This is a genomic window from Bradyrhizobium cytisi (assembly GCF_008123515.1).
Lineage (GTDB): Bacteria > Pseudomonadota > Alphaproteobacteria > Rhizobiales > Xanthobacteraceae > Bradyrhizobium > Bradyrhizobium cytisi.
The window spans coordinates 272,027-291,811 of record NZ_VSSR01000021.1 but is presented as its reverse complement, the minus strand read 5'-3'; the positions used below and the strand labels follow the sequence as shown (position 1 = coordinate 291,811).

Here is a 19,785-nt window from a genome sequence, read left to right as displayed (position 1 = left end):
ACAATGTCAGGCGCGAAAACAGTGCGTCTTTCCCTCGCATTTTAACGATTGGCTTGACGGAGCTTTCGTCCCCTCCGGAGCAGGATCAATTGTTTCAATCTGTGAGGATTTGTGGATGAGCGTTTCCAGCGTTGCGCCGCCGCCTGTGACGGTCGTGGTCCCGAGCTACGACACGACCAAGCAGGCGGACGACCCGACCAAGGCCAAGGACAACGACCCGACCTATCAGCCGACGCCGCCTGCGCCGCTGCCGCCGGGCCAGGGCACGCGGATCGATCAGCTCGCCTGATCCGGCTTGCCTGCGATGGATCGCCCGGTCCGGTTGACCGGGCTTTTCGCGCGTCCGGGCTTGCGGGATAGCGCGGCCAGATTCGTGCGGGGACGGCGGGGAACCGCGCTTGATCGCACGCCTCCTATTGCATCATGCGATTGCTGCCGGCCGCATGCTGGCCGAAACAATGCTATCAATGGCTCGGTCGCGTGAGGGAGCCAGATCGAACATGATCGCACGCCTGCTGTTGCAGAACACCGTTCTCACCGCCGGAATGGGCGCGCTGCTGTTTGCCGCCGCCGGCACGCTGCATTGGCCTGGCGCGTGGGTGTTTCTCCTCACCTCCGTCCTGCTCGGCCCGCTCTGCGGCTGGTGGCTCTACCGGATCGACCCGGCGCTTCTGGCCGAACGACTGCGGCCTGTTTTGCAGAGAGATCAGCCGGCCGCGGACAAGATATTCATGGTCGTGTTCGTCGTGGCGATGCTGGGCTGGCTCGTCGCGATGGGACTCGACCGGCGTCATCTTGCGTCCCACATGACCATCGCATGGCAGGCACTCGGCTTCATGCTGTTCCTCGCCTCGACACTGTTCACGCTGTGGGTATTTCGCGAGAATTCGTTCGCAGCACCCGTGGTGAAGCTGCAGGCCGAGCGCGCGCAGCGCGTGATCTCGACCGGGCCCTACGCCCATGTCCGCCATCCCATGTACAGCGGCATGATCCTGTTCTTCGCCAGCGTGCCGCTGATCCTCGGCTCGTGGTGGGGAATGGCGATTGCGCCGCTCTTCCTGGTGCTGCTTGCGGTCCGCATCCGCATCGAGGAGCGCACGCTCATCGCGGGCCTGCCCGGCTATGCCGACTATGCGGCACGGGTGCGCTACCGCCTGCTGCCCGGACTGTGGTGATTCACGCATCCAGCTCCTTGTAACGGCGGAAGATGCCCTGCTCGTTGAAGGGAATGCGGCGTTCGCTTGCAAGATAGGCCTTGATATTCGGCCGCGCCGCGAGACGGTCGTGCAGGCCGACGAGGCCAGGAATGTCTTTCTCGAACGCCTTCATCCGCTTCGGGAAGGCATAGCGCAGGCCATCGACGATCTGGAACAGCGAGAGATCGACGTAAGTCAGGCGCCGACCGGTGACATAGGCGCCGCCATTGTCGTCGAGCAGCTGCGCGAAATAACCGAGATACTTCGGCACGCGCTCGTCCCAGAACTCGGCGGTGCGCTTCTTCGCCGGCGGTTTCTGGTCTTCGTAGTACATCGAGGGCCCGAGCGGATGATGGGTGTCGTGGATTTCGACCACGAGATCGGTGATGGTCAATTGAAGCTGGTGCACCCAGAGTTTTCCGGCATCGGTCTTCGGCGCGAGGGCGTGACGGGCGCCGAGATAGAGCAGGATGTTGGCGGTCTGCCCGATGACGAGCTTGCCCGCTTTCAGGAACGGCGGCGCAAAGGGCGGCGTGCCCTTGTGGGCCCCCATCATCTTCATCATTGCGCCGCTGCCGCGGGGGCCGCGTGCGACGTCGTCGTAAGCCGCGCCCGCTTCCTCCAGCGCCAGCCGCACATATTCACCGCGGCCCTGGATCTCGGGCCAGTAGTAGAGCTCGTACTTCATGAGAAGGGTCCGTGAGCGTGGAAGCGACGGAACCAATGTAACACGCAGCGGAAGGTTCCGTCAGAGAGGGACGAGACGCTCGCACCACACACCCGCAAAGCAAATCCAGACAATCATCGCGGAGGGACGCTGGATTGCTTCGTCGCATCAGCGCAAAAATTGCTTCGCAATTTTGTCGCGAGCTCCTCACAATGACGGAGGCCTCAATTCGCCGCGAAACAATACAGCAGGCCATCGCCGCCGGTGCTCTTCAGATCGGCCTGCGAGCAGCCTCCATCGGGGCCACGCGAGAGGTGAGAGCTATTCCAGGACTTTGAGGGCTCGTCGTCGCGCAGGCCTTGGCGATCGGCATGACCAACGATCGCCGCGCCTTGCGTGCTCGACGTCCAGTTCTTGCAGGTCTTGTCGTCGCCCGCGGCAAAGGCGGTGCCGTCGGCTTGCGATCCCGTGAGGATGTCATGCCGGTTCGGCGTGTCGCCGCGGCCGTTGATGACCTCGCCCTTCTCGCTGAGCGCGGTCTGCTTGGTGAGATTGTTGGCCGCGCTGTGGAGGTCGGCCACGTCCTTGGCAATCACCACGCCTTTGGCGTTCTGCCACGGTCCCTTGCCGATGCGGTCTTTGGCATTGACAGCCGGCTTGCCGTCGGCGGCTTGTGTCGAGAGATAGGCGCGCCAAGTTTTTGCAGCGGCACCGCCAACCTGCGCCAGCTTCTGGCACTGCGCATCTGCGCCATCAAGGCCGCCCAGATCGGCGCCCTTGCCGGGACCGATGGAGGTCACGAAGAACGTCATGTCGGGCGACTGCGCTTGTACCGATGGCGCCGCAAGCAAGGCTGCAGCGAGCGCAAGGCCTGACATTGTCACGGATCTTGCGGTGCGGATCATCCTGTCCTCCCGGTTGTGTTGTATTTGGCCGCCTGATGTCAACCCGACGCGCGCCCGCTTATTCCGCTGCCGCGATGCGAGACGTCCAAAGAAAAAGGCGCCGTGCAAGAAGCACGGCGCCCTGGTTTCTCATGTTGCGCGCGCGATCAGTTGGTCTGCTGGATCGCCGACAATTCCCAGGCGCTGCCGGGGCGGCGAGCAAAGGTCCAGACTTCGGTGACTTCGCCCGGCTGCTCGCTGCCGGCGACGAGCGCGCCGGTGTTGCGGTCGACCGTCTTGTCGGTGAGCGCAAAGCGCAACGCCACGGTCGCGTACTCGGTCTCGCCTTCGCGCCAGGCTTCCGCGAGGTCGCCCTGCAGCAGCTTGACGTTGGTCACCTTGTTCACGGCGTTGCGCGCGCGGTTCTCGGCGAGATCCCGCTCGAAATAGGAGACCATCTCCGGCGTCGCCAGCGTATGCAGTTTTGCAACGTCCTCGTTCGACCAGGCGGCCTGGACGTCGCCGAGCAGACGCTCGAATGCTTCGTAGTCGTCCGGCTTGATCTCGAGCGGCGCATTGTTGGCGCCGAAGCCGAAGCCGCCGCCGAGACCCGAACCAAGACCGCCACCGAGACCGCTGCGATAGCTCGTCTGCGGTCCCGGACCGGCGTCAGCGCCGGCATAGGCCGCCTGCGGCGCGTTGCGGCGCTGCCACCAGGACATCGCCAGCCGCACCACGAACACGACGAGCACGATCTGGATGATCAGGCCCAGGATCGATGACAGCCCGCCGAGGCCGCCGAACAGGCCGCCGCCGAACAGCATGCCCAGAAGGCCTGCGCCGAGGAAGCCGGCCGCAAGACCACCCAGGAACCCACCGCCGCGGCCGAACAGGCCGCCGCGTGCGGGCGCAGCCGTGTTCATGCCGGCGCCGGGCTGGCTGTAGGTGCGGTTGAACTGTGAGGTGGAGCCCGGCGCGGTCGTGGTCGATGGCGGGGCCGAGAAGGTCCGCGAACCGCGCGAGCCCGACGAGACGCCACCGCCGACGCGGGCGTCAGCGGAGGAGATCGCAAGCGCCGTCGGCAGCGCGAGCGCCAGAACGACGGCAATCGTCTTCACGAGAGTGCGGGACCATTGCGAGAAATTCATGTTCGTTTCCCAAATCCCCGGCATGGGGACGTGCCAGTAAGATGGGCACCCTTTAGCAAAAGGGAAGCCGGTTTCGGAACCCCCGGCTGCGGCCCTCAGTCGCGGGGATGTGGCAAAAGCCCATATTCGCCGGGGGTTTGGCCGGATGTGGCCAGGAACTGTGGTCGCGGGGTACCGGCGGCTATTGCGGCGAGAATTCCGCTCTCTCTATTGCGAGCGTGCCGCCCTCACCCCTGCTTCGTCATCGTCTCCTTCACCGCCGCCACGAGCTGGCTGAGCGTGAACGGCTTTGGCAGGAAGTCGAACTGCTGTCCCTCGGGCAGGCTCTTCTCGAAGGCATCCTCGGCATAGCCCGAGACGAAGATGAAGCGGATATCAGGGTTCTTCTCCCGCATCGCCTTGAGCAGTGTCGGCCCGTCCATCTCCGGCATCACGACGTCGGAGACGACGAGATCGATGCCGCCGCTCTGCTCCTCCAGCATCTCCATCGCCTCGACGCCGTTCTCGGCCTCGACCACGGTGTAGCCGCGCGAGCGCAGGCCGCGGGCGTTCAATGCGCGCAGGCCCTCTTCGTCCTCGACCAGCAGGATGGTGCCCTGCCCGGTAAGATCGGTGCGCGGCTTCGCCTCCGTCGCTGCGGGCGCGGCGTCCTTCGCAACACCATTCGCCGCCGGCGGCTGCTCGACCTGCACTTCCGCCTCGGCGTGATGGCGCGGCAGGAAGATGTGGAACGAAGTGCCCTGCCCCTGCGCGGAATCGACGTAGATGAAGCCGCCGGTCTGCTTGACGATACCGTAGACGGTGGACAGCCCGAGGCCGGTGCCCTTGCCGACTTCCTTGGTCGAGAAGAACGGCTCAAAAATCTTGTCGCGGATGTCGGCGGGGATGCCGGTGCCGGTGTCGGCGACCTCGATCCGTACGTAGTCCGCCGCCGGCATGCCCTTGTAGGCGAGCTTGCCCGCCTCGTCGGTCGCGACATTGGCGGTGCGGATGATCAGCTTGCCGCCGTCGGGCATGGCGTCGCGCGCATTCACCGCGAGATTGACGATAACCTGCTCGAACTGGGAGACATCGACCTTGACCGGCCAGAGATCGCGGCCGTGGATCAGGTCGAGCTTGACCTTCTCGCCGATCAGCCGGCGCAGCAGCATGGTGAGATCGGACAACGCATCGCCGAGATCGAGCACCTGCGGCCGTAGCGTCTGCCGCCGCGAGAACGCGAGCAGCTGCCGCACCAGCGTCGCAGCACGCGTGGCGTTCTGCTTGATCTGCATGATGTCCTGGAACGACGGATCGGTCGGCTTGTGCGCGTTCAGCAGGAAGTCGTTCGCCATCATGATGGCGGAGAGCACGTTGTTGAAGTCGTGCGCGATGCCACCGGCGAGCTGGCCGACCGTCTCCATCTTCTGCGACTGGTTGATCTGGTTCTCCAGCGCGCGCCGCTCGGTGGTCTCGAGCATGTGCACGATCGCGGCTTCGGCGTCGTTCTCGGCCGCATCGACCGGCGTGACGAAGAACTGGCCCCAGCGCTCCTTGGTCCCTTCCAGCGCCACCTCGACCGGCGCGATGTCGGCCTGGTTTTCGGCGGCCTGGTTGATGGCTGCAATCAAAAGGTGGCGATCGCGCGCATTGATCGCGCGGAAGATCGACTTGCTGGCGCTGTCGAGCCCGAGGGCCTGCGCGAGCTTGGCGTAGCGCGCATTGGCCCGCACCACGTTGCCGCCGCGGTCCACGGTGGCGATCGCCATCGGCGTGTGATCGAAGAAGCGCATGAAGCGCACTTCGGCGGCGCGGTCGGGATCGCTGCGCTCGTCGCGGGCTCGGCTGATGACGAGCGTGCGCGAGGGCCCCGGCGCGCCGTCGGCGCCGAACGCGAGCTTGTGGTAGAGCCGCACCGGCATGGTCTTGCCGGTGCGCATCCGCAGATCGATGTCGAAGACTTCGGTCTTCACCTCGCCCGGCACCGCCACGATCGAGCTCAGCAGCGAAGCGCCGTCGCCGGAGACGATGTCGGCGAGCTTCAGCCCGCCGGAGCCGATCTCGGCGAGATCATAGTCGAGCCAGTTCGCCAGCGTCGCATTGACGTAAGCGAGCTCGCTGGCGGGATTGACCGAGAAGAAGCCGCACGGCGCGTGATCGAGATATTCGATCGCGTGCTGGAGCTCCTGGAACACGTCCTCCTGGCGCTCGCGGTCGCGGGTGATGTCGGCGATCGACCACACCGCATATTTGGCCTCGCGCTTGCCCGTGCCGAGCGGGCGCACCCGCATGCGCAGCCAGCGGCCCTGGCTACCGTCGTGGCCGGAGATGCGCACCTCTTCCTGCTGGCGCTTGCCTTCGCGCGCGGCCTTCAGCAGGCGGAACACCGCTTCCGAAACGTCCGGGTTGCCGATGAAGACGCGCTCCACGGGGCGCACATCCTGCGGACCTGAGGCGCCGGTCAGCGTCAGATAGGCCGCGTTGGAATAGACCACATGGCCACGCGGATCGGTCACCGCGAGGCCGTCGAAGGCGTGATCGGCGATACGCCCCATCACGGGATCGTCGAGATTGCGGTCGACGAAGCGGATGATGCCGGCGGCGAAGGCGAACAGATTGAACAGGCCGATCATCGCCAGCACGGCGAGGATCCCGAGGATATAGGGCTGCGCCTGCGCGCGCCCGAGCGTCATCAGCCCGATGGCGACCGCGACGAGGCCGGTGGCCACCAGGAGCACCAGCGCAATGCTGCCCGAGCGCGGCGACGGCTCATGCGCCGCAACGGGCTCGCGTGACAGGTCGTGGTCGGTCTCGGCAGTCATTTCACGCTGGCATGGCCTGTCGACAGAGAATCAACGCGCCACGGGGCACGTGGGGTCCTCCCTGCCTGAATCGGACCCGCGGACGCAAGGGCGGCAGCGGCGAAACGTACGCTGATTCCCAGTTTACAGCCATTTCCGGTACTTTTCGGGGTTTTATTGCCGCGCGGCGCTGAAACCGCGCTTCAGCCGGATGACGTAGCCGATGACTTCGGCGACTGCATGGTAGTGCTCGACAGGAATTTCCTTGTCGATTTCGGCGGTGGCGTACAGCGCGCGGGCCAGCGGCACGTTCTCGACGATCGGGATGTCGTGCTCGCGCGCGATCTCCCGGATCTTGAAGGCGAGGTTGTCGACGCCCTTGGCGACGCAGATCGGCGCCGACATGCCGCGCTCGTAGGACAGCGCCACCGAATAGTGGGTCGGGTTGGTGATGATCACGGAGGCCTTGGGAACCGCCGCCATCATGCGCTTCTTGGAGCGCTGCTGGCGCAATTGCCTGAGCTTGCCCTTGATATGCGGGTCGCCTTCGGACTGCTTGAACTCCTCCTTGATCTCCTGGAGCGACATCTTCTGCCGCTGGAACCAGCTGCGATACTGGAAGAAATAGTCGCCAATGGCGATGATCGCGAGCGCGGCGACCACTGCGCCGAGCAGCTGGACGGTCAGGCCGGTGGTGGCGCCCAGCATGGCCATCGGATCGAGCTTGACCATCGCCTCCATGCGGTGCCGTTCCGGCCACAGGATCGTGGTCATGACCACGGCGAGCACGACGAGCTTGCCGATGCCCTTGAGAAAATTGGCTCCCGCCTGCTTGCCGAAGATGCGCTTGAAGCCGGCAGCGGGTGAGAGCTTGCTGAATTTCGGCGTGAGAGATTCGGCCGACCACACCAGCCGGTGCTGGAGCATATTGCCGGCAATCGCAGCCAGCACCAGCATCAGCAGGGGCACGCCGACCGCCGCGAACACCGCGACTTCGACCTGCTGCATCAGCAGGAGCAGGTTCCCGGGGTCGGTTTTGATCATCCAGGAATTGGCGAGCAGATTGCGCATCGGCGTCAGCAGCCCGCTGCCGACCGAGCCGGAGAAGGTCGAGACCACGAGCGTGCCGCCCGCGATCATGAACCAGGTGTTGATCTCCTGGCTTTTGGCGACGTCGCCGCGTTCGAGCGCCTCTTCGAGACGTTTTTGGGTCGGGTCTTCTGTTTGGCTCTCTGGATCGTTGTCTTCCGCCATCGATCACCCGTTACCAGTTACTTGAGCGGCATCATCTGGTGCATGACACCGATGAAGTAGTCGAGATAGGTGCCCATCATCGCCGTGAGCACCACGGCCAGCACCATGAAGCCCGCGAAGATCGATAGCGGCACGCCGACGAAATAGACCTGCATCTGCGGCATCAGCCGCGCCAGCACGCCGAGCCCGATATTGAAGACGAGGCCGAACACCAGGAACGGGCCGGAAAGCTGCAGGCCGAGCAGGAACGCGGCGGAGAAGGCCCGCGTGGGGAGCGAAGCGACGTCGCCGCTCGATACGGTCTCGCCCGGCGCGAAGATCGCGTAGCTGTCGTTCAGCGCCGCGATCACCAGGTGATGGCTGTCGGTGGCGAACAGCAGCGTGACACCCAGCATGGTGAGGAAATTGCCGACCAGAACGCCCTGCTGCCCTTGCGTCGGATCGACCGAGGTGACGAAGCCAAGTCCCATCTGCTGCGCGATCACGGCGCCTGCGACCTGCAGCGCCGACAGCGTCACGCGCGCGGTTGCGCCGAGCACGATGCCGATCACGATCTCATGCAGCATCAGCACCAGCATCGGCGCGAGCGAGCCCATGTCGACCTGATAGGCATTGCGATGCAGCGGCAGGATGATCAGCGTCAGCAGAAGCGCGATCGACAGCTTCACCCGCGTCGGGATGTTGGTCTCGCCGAGCCCCGGCAGCAGCATCACCATCGCGCCGACCCGGGCGAAGGCGAGCATGAAGGCCGCGGCAAGCGCCGGCAGCAACGAGACGTCGATGCGCATGGTGGGCGCATAGTGCCTCAGCCGCCGATGATTCGCGACGAGATCCGCAGCATGTGGGAATGAAGCGCGTCGGCCATGAACGGTAGCGCCAGCAGCATCGTGGCAAAGATGGCCAGGATCTTCGGCACGTAGACCAGCGTCTGCTCCTGAATCTGCGTCAGCGCCTGGAACAGCGACACGATCACGCCGACCACGAGCCCGACCACCATCAGCGGCGAGGACACGATGACGATGGTCCAGATCGCATCGCGGGCGACGTCGAGGGTCTCGGGTCCGGTCATTTCAGAATTCCCTTATTCAAGCTTCATCCCCGCCGCACCGACGAGAACCACACACCCCTCCCCGTCATTGCGAGCGCAGCGAAGCAATCCAGACTGGTGCCTGCGGAAAGATTCTGGATTGCTTCGCTTCGCTCGCAATGACGGCGGAGGCCGAAATCAGATCGGCATCTTCATGATGTCTTCATACGCCGCGATCACGCGGTCGCGGACCGAGACCAGCGTGGACACCGCAACGTCCGTGTCGGCGACCGCCGTCACCACGTCCATCACGTTGGCCTTGCCGGAGGCCATCGCCACGGTCTGCGCGTCCGATTTGCGGCCGGATTCCATGACGCTGCCAACGGCGTCTTTCAGCAGCGAGGCAAAGGACTGCCCGCTCGCCTCGCTGCCCTTGCCGGCGCCGCTGTTTTCCAGCACGCGGGCAAGGTTGGCATAAGCATTGGCCGCGATTGTCGGTGTTGCCATGGCCTGGGGTTTCCTGTTCAGCTCTTGAGGATGTCGAGCGTGCGCTGGATCATCCGGCGCGTTGCACTGATGATGTTGACATTGGCCTCGTAGGACCGCTGCGCATCGCGCATGTCGGTCATCTCGACCACCGAATTCACGTTGGGATATTTGACGTTGCCGGTGGCATCCGCCGCCGGATTGCTCGGCTCGTATTTGACGCGGAAGTTGGACTGGTCGGGCTTGATCTTGCCGAGCGTGACGACCTGCGCGTCGAGCGTGCGGTCGAGCGCCGCGGAGAATGTCGGCACCTTGCGCCGATAGGGATCGCCGCCTGCGGTCGGCGCGGTCGAGTCCGCATTCGCGATGTTTTCCGAGATCACCCGCATTCGCCCGGCCTGCGCCCGCAACCCGGAGGTCGCGATCGCCATCGAGCGGGCAAAGTCGCTGCTGTCATTCGCCATGTTGCGCCTCTCCTAGCTCTAGCCCTTGCCGATCGCGGTCTTCAGAAGATGCAGGCTCTTCGAATAGAGCGAGGTGACCGCCGCATAATCCATCTGGTTGTTGGCGGACTTCATCATCTCCTCTTCGAGATTGACGGCATTGCCCGCAGGACGGGTCTCGAAGCCCGCATTCTTGTTCTGGTCGAAGCTCGAGGCCGAGCCCGATGACGTCATGTGCGAGGCGCTGGTGACGGCCATGGCGAGCGGCCCGATCGAGCCCGCCGGGGCGCCGGTCTTGTCGAATTTCGGCTCGACCAGCTCGCGCGGCCGGAAATTGGGGGTATCGGAATTGGAGACGTTCTCGGACAGGACGCGCTGGCGTTCCTGGTGCCACTGCATCTTGGTGCGAAGCGCCGACAGCACCGGAAGATCGTTGATGGACATCGTTGCGGCTCCTTGCGCCTCTTGCAGACCCTGAGGTCCGAAGCTAGGCAGAATTTGCCGCGTGTATGGTTAACAGGTGGTTAAGGCGTGGCGGATGCATGTTTCTGATTGAGACATGCAACGGTCCCCCGTGATTCTACCCATTCCAAAAGCCGCATTAACCCAACTGCCTGGCGGCCCTGCGCAGGCCAAGAAGTCGTTTTGGATCGGGCGATTCATAGGTTATTAAGACTTGGGGACGGCAAAGCTTGCCGTGGGACGTTAAGAGATCACAGTTTTGGGGCATCGCACGCCGGTGGTCGGCGCATCCGACCATAGGCACGAGAGAAGCGCCATTTACCGGGGACAGGTATGAACGGTAGCCCTATCACCTTCATCGTCGCGTTCATCGTCGTTCTGGCGTTGATCGGCGTCGCGGCGTGGCTGGTCCGCCGATTCGCGACCACCCGGCTCGGCGCCAACACCCAGCGCGGCAGGATGCCCCGACTTGCGGTGATCGACGCGGCCGCAGTCGATGGCCGCCGGCGCCTGGTGCTGGTGCGCCGTGACAATGTCGAACATCTCCTGATGATCGGCGGCCCGACCGACATCGTCGTCGAACCGAATATCGTGCGCGCCGCAGCCGGCCGCGACCAGATTCCGCAGCGTCCCAGCGCGGCCGAGCCGCCGCGCCTCGCCCCGATGCCCGATGCCGGCAGCTGGGCCGACGAAGCGCCGCGACCCGAGGTGCTCGACCATCCCGAGCCGCAAATGCCCGAGCCGCCGCCGCGGCCCGCACGTCCGTCCTTTGCCGACGAAGTCCGCCGGCCGGCGCCCGCTCTGGCCGAACGCCGTGGCGAACCGGCGCTCGGCGGCTTTTCGCCCGAACCGATGCCGCCGCGTCTCGAGCGTGAGCCCCGCCCCGAGCCGATGCCGCCGCGCGTTGCGCGCAGCGAACCGCCGCTGATGCCGCGCCCGCCGCGCGCGAGCGAGCCGGTGAAGGTGCCGCCGGTGCGTGCCGAGCGCGCGGCCGCGCCGCCGCCTCCTCCGCCCGTGCCGCAGGCACCGCCCGTTCCGCCGCCGGCCGCAGTTGCCGCGCCGTCGAGTGCCGAGCAAAATCTCGCCGAGATGGCCCAGCGCCTCGAGGCGGCGCTCCGTCGTCCGGCCGGCGAGACCATCGCCCCACCGGTTGCGCCGGATCCGCCCGCCGCGCCGCCGCGCGCCGCACGGGTCGATCCGCCGGCCCCTCCGGCGCCGCCGGCCAGGCCGGCTCCGGAAAAGACCAGCTTTGAAAATCTCGAAGACGAGATGGCCTCGCTGCTCGGCCGTCCGAAGCCGTCTTCGTGAGGCTGACGTCCTTCCCGCGTAGAGTTCTTGTCCCCTCTGTCCTGATCGCCGCGGCCTTGCTCGCCACCCCTGCGCATGCGCAGGACATCAGCATCAATCTCGGCGGCCAGGGCGGCGGCGGGGTCACCGAGCGCGCGATCCAGCTGATCGCGCTGCTCACGGTGCTGTCGATCGCGCCGTCGATCCTGATCATGATGACGTCGTTCACGCGCATCGTGGTCGTGCTGTCGCTGCTGCGCACAGCGATGGGCACGGCGACCGCGCCGCCCAACTCGGTGATCCTGGCGCTGGCGATGTTCCTCACCTTCTTCGTGATGGGGCCGGTGCTGCAAAAATCCTACGACGACGGCATCCGTCCGCTCGTCGCCAACCAGATCGGCGTCGAGGACGCGCTCCAGCGCGCCTCCGTCCCCTTGCGCGGCTTCATGCAGAAGAACGTGCGCGAGAAGGACCTGAAGCTGTTTCTCGATCTCTCCGGCGAGCCACCGCCGGCGACGCCCGACGAGCTCGCCCTGCGCATCCTCGTCCCCGCCTTCATGATCTCCGAGCTCAAGCGTGCCTTCGAGATCGGCTTCCTCCTGTTCCTCCCTTTCCTGATCATCGACCTCGTCGTCGCCTCGGTGCTGATGTCGATGGGCATGATGATGCTGCCGCCCGCGACGATCTCGCTGCCGTTCAAGCTGATCTTCTTCGTGCTGGTCGACGGCTGGTCGCTGGTGGCGGGAAGCCTGGTGCAGAGTTACGGGGGGTGATGACGCCAGCGGCGCATCCCCTCTGCCCCGACGATAGATAGCCTCCGCCCTCTCCCCGTCATTGCGAGGAGCCCTTGCGACGAAGCAATCCAGAATCCCACCGCGGAAAGATTCTGGATTGCTTCGCTGCGCTCGCAATGACGGAGGATGCGGCGCTGTCCCGGCCGCGCTTCGCGCGGAAGCAGGGTTCCTACCGCGTCATCTTGATCTGCCGCACGACGGGGATCGTCGGCAGCGAGCCGGTATGATCGGTCTCGTCCTTGGCCTGCGGGGCGGCGGGGGCGCGCGCGGTGGCGTCGGGGAAACGCTGCTTCATTTCGCGGAGGAAGCCGTCGAGCGTGTCGACGCTTGCAGCGAGCTTTGCAATGTCGGCGAATTCGGCGCTGGAGGCGCCCGCCGGCTTGCTGGCGATGTCGAAGGCGAGCCGGTCGGCGCTCTCGCTCATCAGGGGGGCATATTTCTCGCGGAAGCGCGACAGCCCGATCGAGTCGTCGGCGAGCGCATAGCCGACCGCGGCACGGATGATGTCACTCTTCTCCACCGCATTGAGCGGCTTGAAGTCGCGGAAGCGGTCGCCGTAATAGAGCTCGATCTGCTCGGCGGACTCGCGCCAGCGTCGCCCTGCCCAGAAGATGTCGGACCGCAGCCGCAGCACCTCACGCCCACTGACGTTGGAGACGATGTCGAGCGCGAGATCATGGCGGCCGACGTCGCTCTGCGCGCGCGCTTCCAAGAGCAGGCGCTGCTGCCGCAACTCGCCGGAGAGATCGCTGATGCGGCTGGCGCGCAGCGACGTGATCGCCATGTCGGGCTTGCGGTTGGCGAGGTAAATCATGGCAAGGCGCGCGGCGACCTGCGCGCGCGCCGCGCCTTCGAGACGGTGGTCGACCTGGTATTGCAAGAGCTCGGCGGCCTGGTCGAGCAGATCGATCGAGGCGAGACGATCGGCCAGGCGGCGGATCAGCTCGTCACCGCGGCGGCCGATCGGCGTCAGCTCGCGGAACTCGTAGAACATCCCGAGCGCCTCGACCGGCGGCAGTTCGTCGCCCTTCGGCCCCAGGAAGATCTGCGTAAACAGATCCGACGCCAGATCCTGCGCCTGGCGCGAAGCTTCCGCGTTCGGCTGCAGCTTGGTCGCGGTACGCGCCGCGGTGAGCGCATCGCGATAGCGTCCGTTCTCGGAATAAAGCTGCGACAGCATCTGCAGCGTCTTGACCTCGATCGCGTCGCCGCGCCAGGTCATCGACAGCGTCTCTAGCTCTTTCAGCGCGTCTTCCTTGCTGATCTCGTCACGCTTCTGCCGCAGCGCGATTTCGAGCTGCTTGGCTTCGGCGGCGGCCGGCCGGTCATTCGATGCGACCGCGAATTTGTAATCGTCGAGCGCATCCCTGTCGTGGCCGAGCGCCTCGGCGAGCCGGCCGCGCAGCACGGCAAAGCCGGGCCCAGCCTCCGGCGAGACGCCAACAACCTCCATCTCGCCGCGGCGCTTCGAGGCACCGGCATAGTCCTTCACCTCGAGCGAGGCGCGCATCGCATCCATCGTCACGATGCGCTGGATGTCGAGCGGCAGCGAGGCGATGGCGAATTCGACATTCTTGAATTTTTCGCGGGCGTCCGCCCATTTGCCCTGGCGCGCATAGGCGAGTGCCTTCCAGAGCTGGGAATCGTGGCTGTTGCCGATCACGGGATTGGCGAGATCCTTCAGGCCCAGCGCCGGCCGGCCGATCAGAATGCTGGCGATCGCATGCATGATCAGCGCGCTGCTCTCCTCCTTGTTGAGAGGATCGCTCAGCATCAATTCGGTCACGGACTTGGCTTCGTGATACATCGCGCGCGACATGTAGAACTGGGCGAGATCGAGCCGCGGCAGCGAACGCTGCGCCGGCTCGACGGCCGAGATCGCCGTGATCAGATCGCTTTGGCGGGTCCAGAAATCTTCCGCTTGGCCCTTGCGCCAGCCCTCGGGATTGAAGATCGGCCGCACCGCAGTCGGTGCCCGCTCGGCCGAAACGTCGACCGGCGACAGCGTCAGGCCGCCCTTCTTGCCGAGGATGACCTTGTCCGATCCGACCTCAATGCCGACTTCGTCGGAGTTCGGCCGGATCGCGATGCCATGCGCGGATTCCAGCAGCGAGAGATCGACGAGATCCTGCCGCTTGATGAAGCCGCGGACCGGCCGTTGCGCGGTGACGACGTAGAGCATGTCGCCGGCATCAGGGTCGGTGAGCTTGTGCAGCAGGCCCGGATTGGCAAAGGGGATGGCGATGTTGGCGAGCGCGGGATCGGTGATGTTGCGCGAGATCAGCAGCGGCAGCGGCGTTGCCTGGATCTTGTCGGCGAGCGTCAGCAGCCAGTTGGTCTCCTTGCCGACCTCCTCGCTGGTCAGCGAATAGACCAGCGGCCGGGTGAGACGGATGCGTATCGCCTGCCCCTTCTCGAGCGGCATGCGGCTGACCTCGCCGATCATCGCACCACCCCGTGTGCGGATCGCCTCGATGTCGATCGGCTTTGGCGAGTCGAACACCAGCCATACCGTGTCGCCGCGGCGGAACGCGGCCGCCGGCGTTGCGACAGGAATCGGGAATGTCACGCGCAGGCCATCGCTGTCGCGGCGCGCATCGACGCTGGCAACAGGAGGCGGCGGCGCGGCCTGAGCCTCAGCGGGCGCAGGCTTGGGCCCTTCCTTCGGAGCTTCCTTGATCGCTTCCTTAGGCTCTTCCTTGACCGGCTCCTTCGCAGCTTCCTTCACCACCTCGTTGGGCGCTTCGGTTACTACCGGCTTGGCAGGAGCAGCAGGCGCGGCGGCTTCCATTGCGGGCGGCGCGGTCTTGGGCGCTTCCGTGACGTGCGGAGCTTCGGTCGAGGTTATTGCCGGTGCCGGCTTTGGCGCCTCGGCGGACGGCATCGCAGCGGATGCTTCCGGCTTCGCCTCCGATTTCACCTCGGGCTTCACCTCAATCCTGGCTTCGCGCGCGATCGCCTCCGAGGTCGGCGGCTTGATCTCGCCATGGGCGTCCTTCGGCTTTGCGACCGTCGGCTTTTCAGCGGCCGGCGCCGGTCCGTGACCGCCGGATTCGGCCTTTGCGATCGTGGCTTCAGGCGTCGCCGCCTTGCCCTTGTCGGGCTGGAACGCGATGTCGACGACGTAGTTCTTGTCATCGCGGAAGGAGTGCACGTCGGAATCGCCGATCAGCGCGATCTCGACGCTGGTCTGGTCGATGTCGGACTTCTGCTTGATCGACGCGACATTCGGCGGCGCGGCGACGACGGCATCGGCGAGGTCGAAGCTGAGATTGGCGTTGAAGGCGAGCGTCAGCTTCTGCTCGTTGAGCACGGAGGAGACGCCGACGCCGTCGGGCATCTCGAACACGAAGCGCACGAAGGTCGGCTGCACCGAGGCGCGCACGCGGATCGGTGGCCGCTTCTTGCTCTCGGCCGCAGCGCGCTGGGCGCGCAGCGCGCGCTCGGCAGCGCGCGCGCGTTCGGCGAGTTCCTTGACCACCTCCTGGGGCAGGCTCGGTGGCGGCCCCTTCCAGCCTTCCGGCATCAGATCGATAAAAGTACGCTCGCCGGCATTCATGGTGTTGACGGTGACGCGCCGCGCCAGCGACAGCCGGATCGCGCTGCCGTCGGGGTCTCGGCGGGCGGAGTTGACGTAATCGGGTGCGCCTTCCGGCACGCGGTCGACGGGAACGTCGACGGGACGGTCAAAGCGGATGATGAGGATGGAGCCGGCGGTCGTGACCTCGGAGGGAACGTCCTCGCCGAGCTTGATCACAAGACGGGCAAAGCCGCCGCCAGCTGAAAAGCTCGCCTCGCCCCGGACCGCATCGGCAGCTCGGGCACCATTATCAAGGCCGATCAGCAGACAGGCCGCCAACAAGACAGCCTTGCGGACATGACGCGACAGCCCCAGCGCCAAAGCGCGGGCTCGCGACATCAATCCAGCGGCAGCCTCTCGCGCCATTGGCGGCACTTCTTCCGGTTCGGCGGTCCATGCCGGCACTGGCGCCGGCCCGTGCCGTCGACTGTAGGTTTTGCCAATTAAGGACTTGTTAATGCTGTAATGACGACTTGATCCGGCACAATGTGTCGCGACGCCTTGTTCGTGGACCGAGACGTTCGCGCCCAGAATCTGGCGAGCAAGTGGTTAAGGAGGAGTTGACGCCTGCAAGCCGACCGCAGCTTCAATGTTGCTTTCCCGCGCCATCCGGCGCAGAGGAGCTCTCCCGCTCGAGACAAGCATCATCGTCGGTGTCGCCATCTTCCTCTTGCGGCGGCAATATATGCTGGTGGCTCAGCGCGGACGTCCAGGCAAACGTCATCGCCGCGATGAGCAGCCGATTGGCGGCTTCGATTGCGCGTTCTGCTGCGGACGAGTAGTTCATGGCTTCCTCCCGCGCTGCCGATTGCGAATGGCCGAAGCCTAGGACGAACTCTTCAGCCCCACTGTACTCCACTTCACATTTGTGCGCGTCAACTCATCGCAGCCTCAGAAGATGCCGCTTGTTCTCGCTGCAGCCGAAACGCGAGTAGACGTGCTGCGCACGTACAACCCCCGAGACGTTGCGGTCCATCAACGACTCTGAATCAGATGTGATCACGGCGATTCGAATTCGATTGGTCAGCTTGGGGGGCAATCAATGAGCGGAGAAGCCAACTGCATTGTGTGTAGCAGGGCCAGAGCGGTCGTAGCCGTCTTTCCAATCGCGCGGGGCTATGCCCTAAAGGTATATGAATGCCCCTGCTGCCACAGCACCCTGCATCTCGTGACTCGCGTTGAGAACGCAGCGCTGATCAAGCAACACTGCGAGTCCCTCCTTCCCGTCGAGAATCCGCTGAGCTCGACTGGTCGCAAGGGTCAACAGCGGGTCGCGAATTAGACACGCAACGCGTCCGCCGCGTGCACGCAGGTTGCCGCCGCGCGCCGCGCCTCTTGAGCCCTCAATTCGGCTTTTGCGTCGGCTTGCCGTCGATCTTGGGGAGATCGCCGGCGGAGGCAGCCTGATCCCCGCCCCCATTGGCGCGGCGGGCCATCTCGACCGTCAGCCGCTCGGCGGCTTCCGACGACATCAGGCCCAGGATATCGGACATCTTTCGCGGGGCGATCGCCGAGGCGATCTCGATCAGCACGCCCATTTCCAGCCGGTCGAACACCCGCGCGGCGTCCTTGGGCTTCATGCCCTCATACATGGTCACGAGGCCCTTCAAGCGCTGGGCCTCCGCGGCTTTCTGCTCGGCCTGGGTCGCGGTGATGCGGGACTCCACCGCCTTCATCTCCTCGACCTTGTTCTCGATGCGCTTCTCGGCCGACTTCAAGAGGCTCTCGCGAATATCGATCTCGCGCTGGCGGGACTCGATCTCCTGGCGGCGCGCCTGCAACCGCTCAAGGATCGCGCGCTCCGAGGCCGAGACCTGCGACTGGGCCTCGTCCATCTTGACCGGGGTGCCCTCGAGCTTGGTCTCGGGGGCGGCCGGCTTCGGAGCTTCCTTCGGCGCTCCGTGCGTCGAGCCGGTGATGTCAGGGTCTTCGCCCCCGGGAAAATTCAAATTCTCCTGCGCCCAGGACTTCTTCACATGGTTCGGCTGGTAGTCGAAGACATAGCCGCCATTGATCACGAGGCCCGCCACCTTCAGCGTGGCGAGACCTGCGACCGCAACCAGGACGACCGGAATGACGCGGATGTTACGAAAGGACTTCATACCCTGACTTTATGCGGCAAGACCGTTGGACCCAAGGCCGTTGGACCTGCGTCGCTCCGAGAAGGCTTCGGCGGCAGCGGCCACCGCTTTCGCCGCCGACGGCTTGGCGACGGGGGCGGCTGCGGCTTCCGGATTCGTGACGGGGCGCGCCGCGATCGCGATCTTGGAGAGGCGGCGCACCACGTTGTCGGCTTCGCCGAGCTGTTTGTGCAACTGGCCGGACATCTGCGTGGCGGCGGCAAGCTGGCTGCCGAGATTCTCGTTGACGTCGCGCACCGCGAGCTTGAGCCCGCCGATCGCGCGCTCGGCGATCTCGGTCGCGGTGATCAGCTCGCCGATGACAGCCTTCAGCGAATGCTCGTCCGCCTTCAGCCGCGTCAGCCGCTTGTTGAGCAGGATACAGTAGCCGATCGTGAGCATCAGCAGGATGGCCACCAGCGTCTCGATCGCCATTCCTAGGGAGTGGTTCATGGGGCCTCCATCAGCTTGTTCTGCTCGTCCACCTTCTCGAACATCGCAAGTGTCGTACTTGGCTTGCGCAAGGGTTTCGTCACGCGAATCGCAACGCGCTCTCCGACCCGGCCCATGCGTCCTTCGGTGATCGTGACATCGCCGCACCGCACGGTGACGTTGGCATCGGCGCGCATGTCCAGCGGCAGCGTGTCTCCGACCTTCAGCCGCATCAGCTGCTTGAGCGGAATGTCGGCCTCGTAGAGCACGGCGTCGACGGAAATCTCGGCCTGGACGATCTCGGTGGCGAAATGACCCTCCCAGATCTGGTCGCGGCCGAACTTTTCGCCCATGAACATCTGGAGCAAAACGGCCCGGATCGGTTCGATGGTCGCGTAAGGCAGCAGCAGTTCGATGTTGCCGCCGCGATCTTCCATGTCGATGCGCAGGCGCACCAGGATCGCGGCGTTGGCGGGACGGCTGATCGCGGCGAAGCGCGGATTGGTCTCGAGCCGGTCGATCGTGAAGGTCACCGGCGACAGCGGCCGGAACGCCTGCTCGGCATCGGTCAGCACCACCTCGACCAGCCGCTTGACCAGCTCGGTCTCGATCGTGGTGTAGGGCCGGCCCTCGATGCGGAGTTGGCTCGAGCCGCGGCGGCCGCCGAGCAGCACGTCGATCATCGAGTAGATCAGGTTGGAATCGACCGTCGCCATGCCGAAATTGTCCCACTCCTCGGCCTTGAAGACCGAGAGCACGGCAGGCAGCGGGATCGAGTTCATGTAATCGCCGAACCGCACCGAGGTGATGCGGTCGAGCGAGACTTCGACGTTGTCGGAGGTGAAATTGCGCAAGGATGTCGTCAGCAACCGCACCAGGCGGTCGAAGACGATTTCGAGCATCGGCAGACGCTCGTAGGAGACCATCGCCGAATCGATGATGGCGCGGATGCCGGAATGGTCGTCGAGCGTGACGTCGCCGACGGTGAAGCCGAGGAGATTGTCGATCTCCTCCTGCGACAGCACCCGCTCGCCGGAGTTCTTGCCGGTGCCGAGATCGCGACTGCCGTCCTCGACCATGGCCGCCCATTGCAGGGCCATGGTCTCAGACAGCTCGTTTTCGGCAGCAGCCTTCGCGGCCTCCGCGGGATCCTCGGAATCGAGCGACGCCTCCCATTGGGCGGCAATCGCATCCTGGTCCATCTGCTCGTTGCCGGCCATGACGC

Annotated in this window: 19 protein-coding genes; 4 read left to right on the top strand and 15 right to left on the bottom strand. The window is 65.2% G+C overall.

Annotated elements, in window-relative coordinates; all coding sequences use genetic code 11:
- Nucleotides 1-115 precede the first annotated feature (115 nt).
- Both FXB38_RS42715 and FXB38_RS13935 read left to right on the top strand, forming a co-directional pair.
- Nucleotides 116-289: a hypothetical protein gene (locus FXB38_RS42715; RefSeq protein WP_187434859.1), complete on the top strand. Its 174-nt coding sequence runs from the start codon at nucleotides 116-118 to the stop codon at nucleotides 287-289.
- A 211-nt stretch (nucleotides 290-500) separates the two neighbouring features.
- Nucleotides 501-1,175, top strand: coding sequence for a methyltransferase family protein (locus FXB38_RS13935; RefSeq protein WP_148751413.1), 675 nt, complete (start codon nucleotides 501-503; stop codon nucleotides 1,173-1,175).
- 1 nt (nucleotide 1,176) lies between these two features.
- On the opposite strand, the gene FXB38_RS13930 is transcribed toward FXB38_RS13935, so the two are convergent.
- The 10 genes from FXB38_RS13930 to flgB all read right to left on the bottom strand — a co-directional run bounded on the left by FXB38_RS13930 (nucleotide 1,177) and on the right by flgB (nucleotide 10,329).
- Complete coding sequence (locus FXB38_RS13930; RefSeq protein WP_148751412.1) at nucleotides 1,177-1,884, bottom strand: glutathione S-transferase; 708 nt, start codon at nucleotides 1,882-1,884, stop codon at nucleotides 1,177-1,179.
- Between the two features lie 203 nt (nucleotides 1,885-2,087).
- Nucleotides 2,088-2,768 carry a lectin gene (locus tag FXB38_RS13925; protein ID WP_187434858.1) on the bottom strand — a complete coding sequence of 227 codons (681 nt, stop codon included), beginning with the start codon at nucleotides 2,766-2,768 and terminating at the stop codon, nucleotides 2,088-2,090.
- 146 nt (nucleotides 2,769-2,914) lie between these two features.
- Entirely contained in the window at nucleotides 2,915-3,919 is a 1,005-nt protein-coding gene (locus FXB38_RS13920; protein WP_148751410.1) for a Tim44 domain-containing protein, read from the bottom strand.
- 203 nt (nucleotides 3,920-4,122) lie between these two features.
- Nucleotides 4,123-6,696 carry a cell cycle histidine kinase CckA gene (gene cckA / locus FXB38_RS13915; RefSeq protein WP_148751409.1) on the bottom strand — a complete coding sequence of 858 codons (2,574 nt, stop codon included), beginning with the start codon at nucleotides 6,694-6,696 and terminating at the stop codon, nucleotides 4,123-4,125.
- 153 nt (nucleotides 6,697-6,849) lie between these two features.
- Nucleotides 6,850-7,929 (bottom strand): flagellar biosynthesis protein FlhB, encoded by a 1,080-nt coding sequence (gene flhB, locus FXB38_RS13910; protein WP_148751408.1) that lies wholly within the window; start codon nucleotides 7,927-7,929, stop codon nucleotides 6,850-6,852.
- Nucleotides 7,930-7,946: 17 nt separating this feature from the next.
- Nucleotides 7,947-8,717, bottom strand: a complete 771-nt coding sequence (gene fliR, locus FXB38_RS13905; protein WP_148751407.1) for a flagellar biosynthetic protein FliR — start codon at nucleotides 8,715-8,717, stop codon at nucleotides 7,947-7,949.
- A gap of 17 nt (nucleotides 8,718-8,734) precedes the next feature.
- Nucleotides 8,735-8,998, bottom strand: coding sequence for a flagellar biosynthesis protein FliQ (fliQ, locus tag FXB38_RS13900; protein ID WP_027534765.1), 264 nt, complete (start codon nucleotides 8,996-8,998; stop codon nucleotides 8,735-8,737).
- A 156-nt stretch (nucleotides 8,999-9,154) separates the two neighbouring features.
- Complete coding sequence (fliE, locus tag FXB38_RS13895) at nucleotides 9,155-9,463, bottom strand: flagellar hook-basal body complex protein FliE (protein ID WP_148751406.1); 309 nt, start codon at nucleotides 9,461-9,463, stop codon at nucleotides 9,155-9,157.
- A 17-nt stretch (nucleotides 9,464-9,480) separates the two neighbouring features.
- Nucleotides 9,481-9,906: a flagellar basal body rod protein FlgC gene (gene flgC, locus FXB38_RS13890; RefSeq protein WP_148751405.1), complete on the bottom strand. Its 426-nt coding sequence runs from the start codon at nucleotides 9,904-9,906 to the stop codon at nucleotides 9,481-9,483.
- An 18-nt stretch (nucleotides 9,907-9,924) separates the two neighbouring features.
- Complete coding sequence (flgB, locus tag FXB38_RS13885; RefSeq protein WP_148751404.1) at nucleotides 9,925-10,329, bottom strand: flagellar basal body rod protein FlgB; 405 nt, start codon at nucleotides 10,327-10,329, stop codon at nucleotides 9,925-9,927.
- Between the two features lie 351 nt (nucleotides 10,330-10,680).
- On the opposite strand from flgB, the gene FXB38_RS13880 reads away from it, so the two are divergent.
- Nucleotides 10,681-11,655, top strand: a complete 975-nt coding sequence (locus tag FXB38_RS13880) for a flagellar biosynthetic protein FliO (protein WP_148751403.1) — start codon at nucleotides 10,681-10,683, stop codon at nucleotides 11,653-11,655.
- Complete coding sequence (gene fliP, locus FXB38_RS13875) at nucleotides 11,652-12,407, top strand: flagellar type III secretion system pore protein FliP (RefSeq protein WP_148751402.1); 756 nt, start codon at nucleotides 11,652-11,654, stop codon at nucleotides 12,405-12,407. The genes FXB38_RS13880 and fliP overlap by 4 nt, the downstream gene beginning before the upstream one ends.
- A 190-nt stretch (nucleotides 12,408-12,597) precedes the next feature.
- Here the strand turns inward: fliP and FXB38_RS13870 are convergent, their stop codons facing one another.
- The 5 genes from FXB38_RS13870 to fliM all read right to left on the bottom strand — a co-directional run bounded on the left by FXB38_RS13870 (nucleotide 12,598) and on the right by fliM (nucleotide 19,780).
- Entirely contained in the window at nucleotides 12,598-16,374 is a 3,777-nt protein-coding gene (locus FXB38_RS13870) for a tetratricopeptide repeat protein (protein WP_148751401.1), read from the bottom strand.
- Between the two features lie 220 nt (nucleotides 16,375-16,594).
- Nucleotides 16,595-16,795, bottom strand: a complete 201-nt coding sequence (locus FXB38_RS13865) for a hypothetical protein (RefSeq protein WP_148751400.1) — start codon at nucleotides 16,793-16,795, stop codon at nucleotides 16,595-16,597.
- A 556-nt stretch (nucleotides 16,796-17,351) separates the two neighbouring features.
- Entirely contained in the window at nucleotides 17,352-18,110 is a 759-nt protein-coding gene (locus tag FXB38_RS13855) for a MotE family protein (protein ID WP_148751399.1), read from the bottom strand.
- 9 nt (nucleotides 18,111-18,119) lie between these two features.
- The gene (locus FXB38_RS13850) at nucleotides 18,120-18,581 is read right to left on the bottom strand and encodes a DUF6468 domain-containing protein (protein ID WP_148751398.1); all 462 of its coding nucleotides are present in this window, start codon (nucleotides 18,579-18,581) and stop codon (nucleotides 18,120-18,122) included.
- Complete coding sequence (gene fliM / locus FXB38_RS13845) at nucleotides 18,578-19,780, bottom strand: flagellar motor switch protein FliM (RefSeq protein ID WP_148751397.1); 1,203 nt, start codon at nucleotides 19,778-19,780, stop codon at nucleotides 18,578-18,580. Before fliM ends, FXB38_RS13850 begins: the two co-directional genes overlap by 4 nt.
- Nucleotides 19,781-19,785 lie beyond the last annotated feature (5 nt).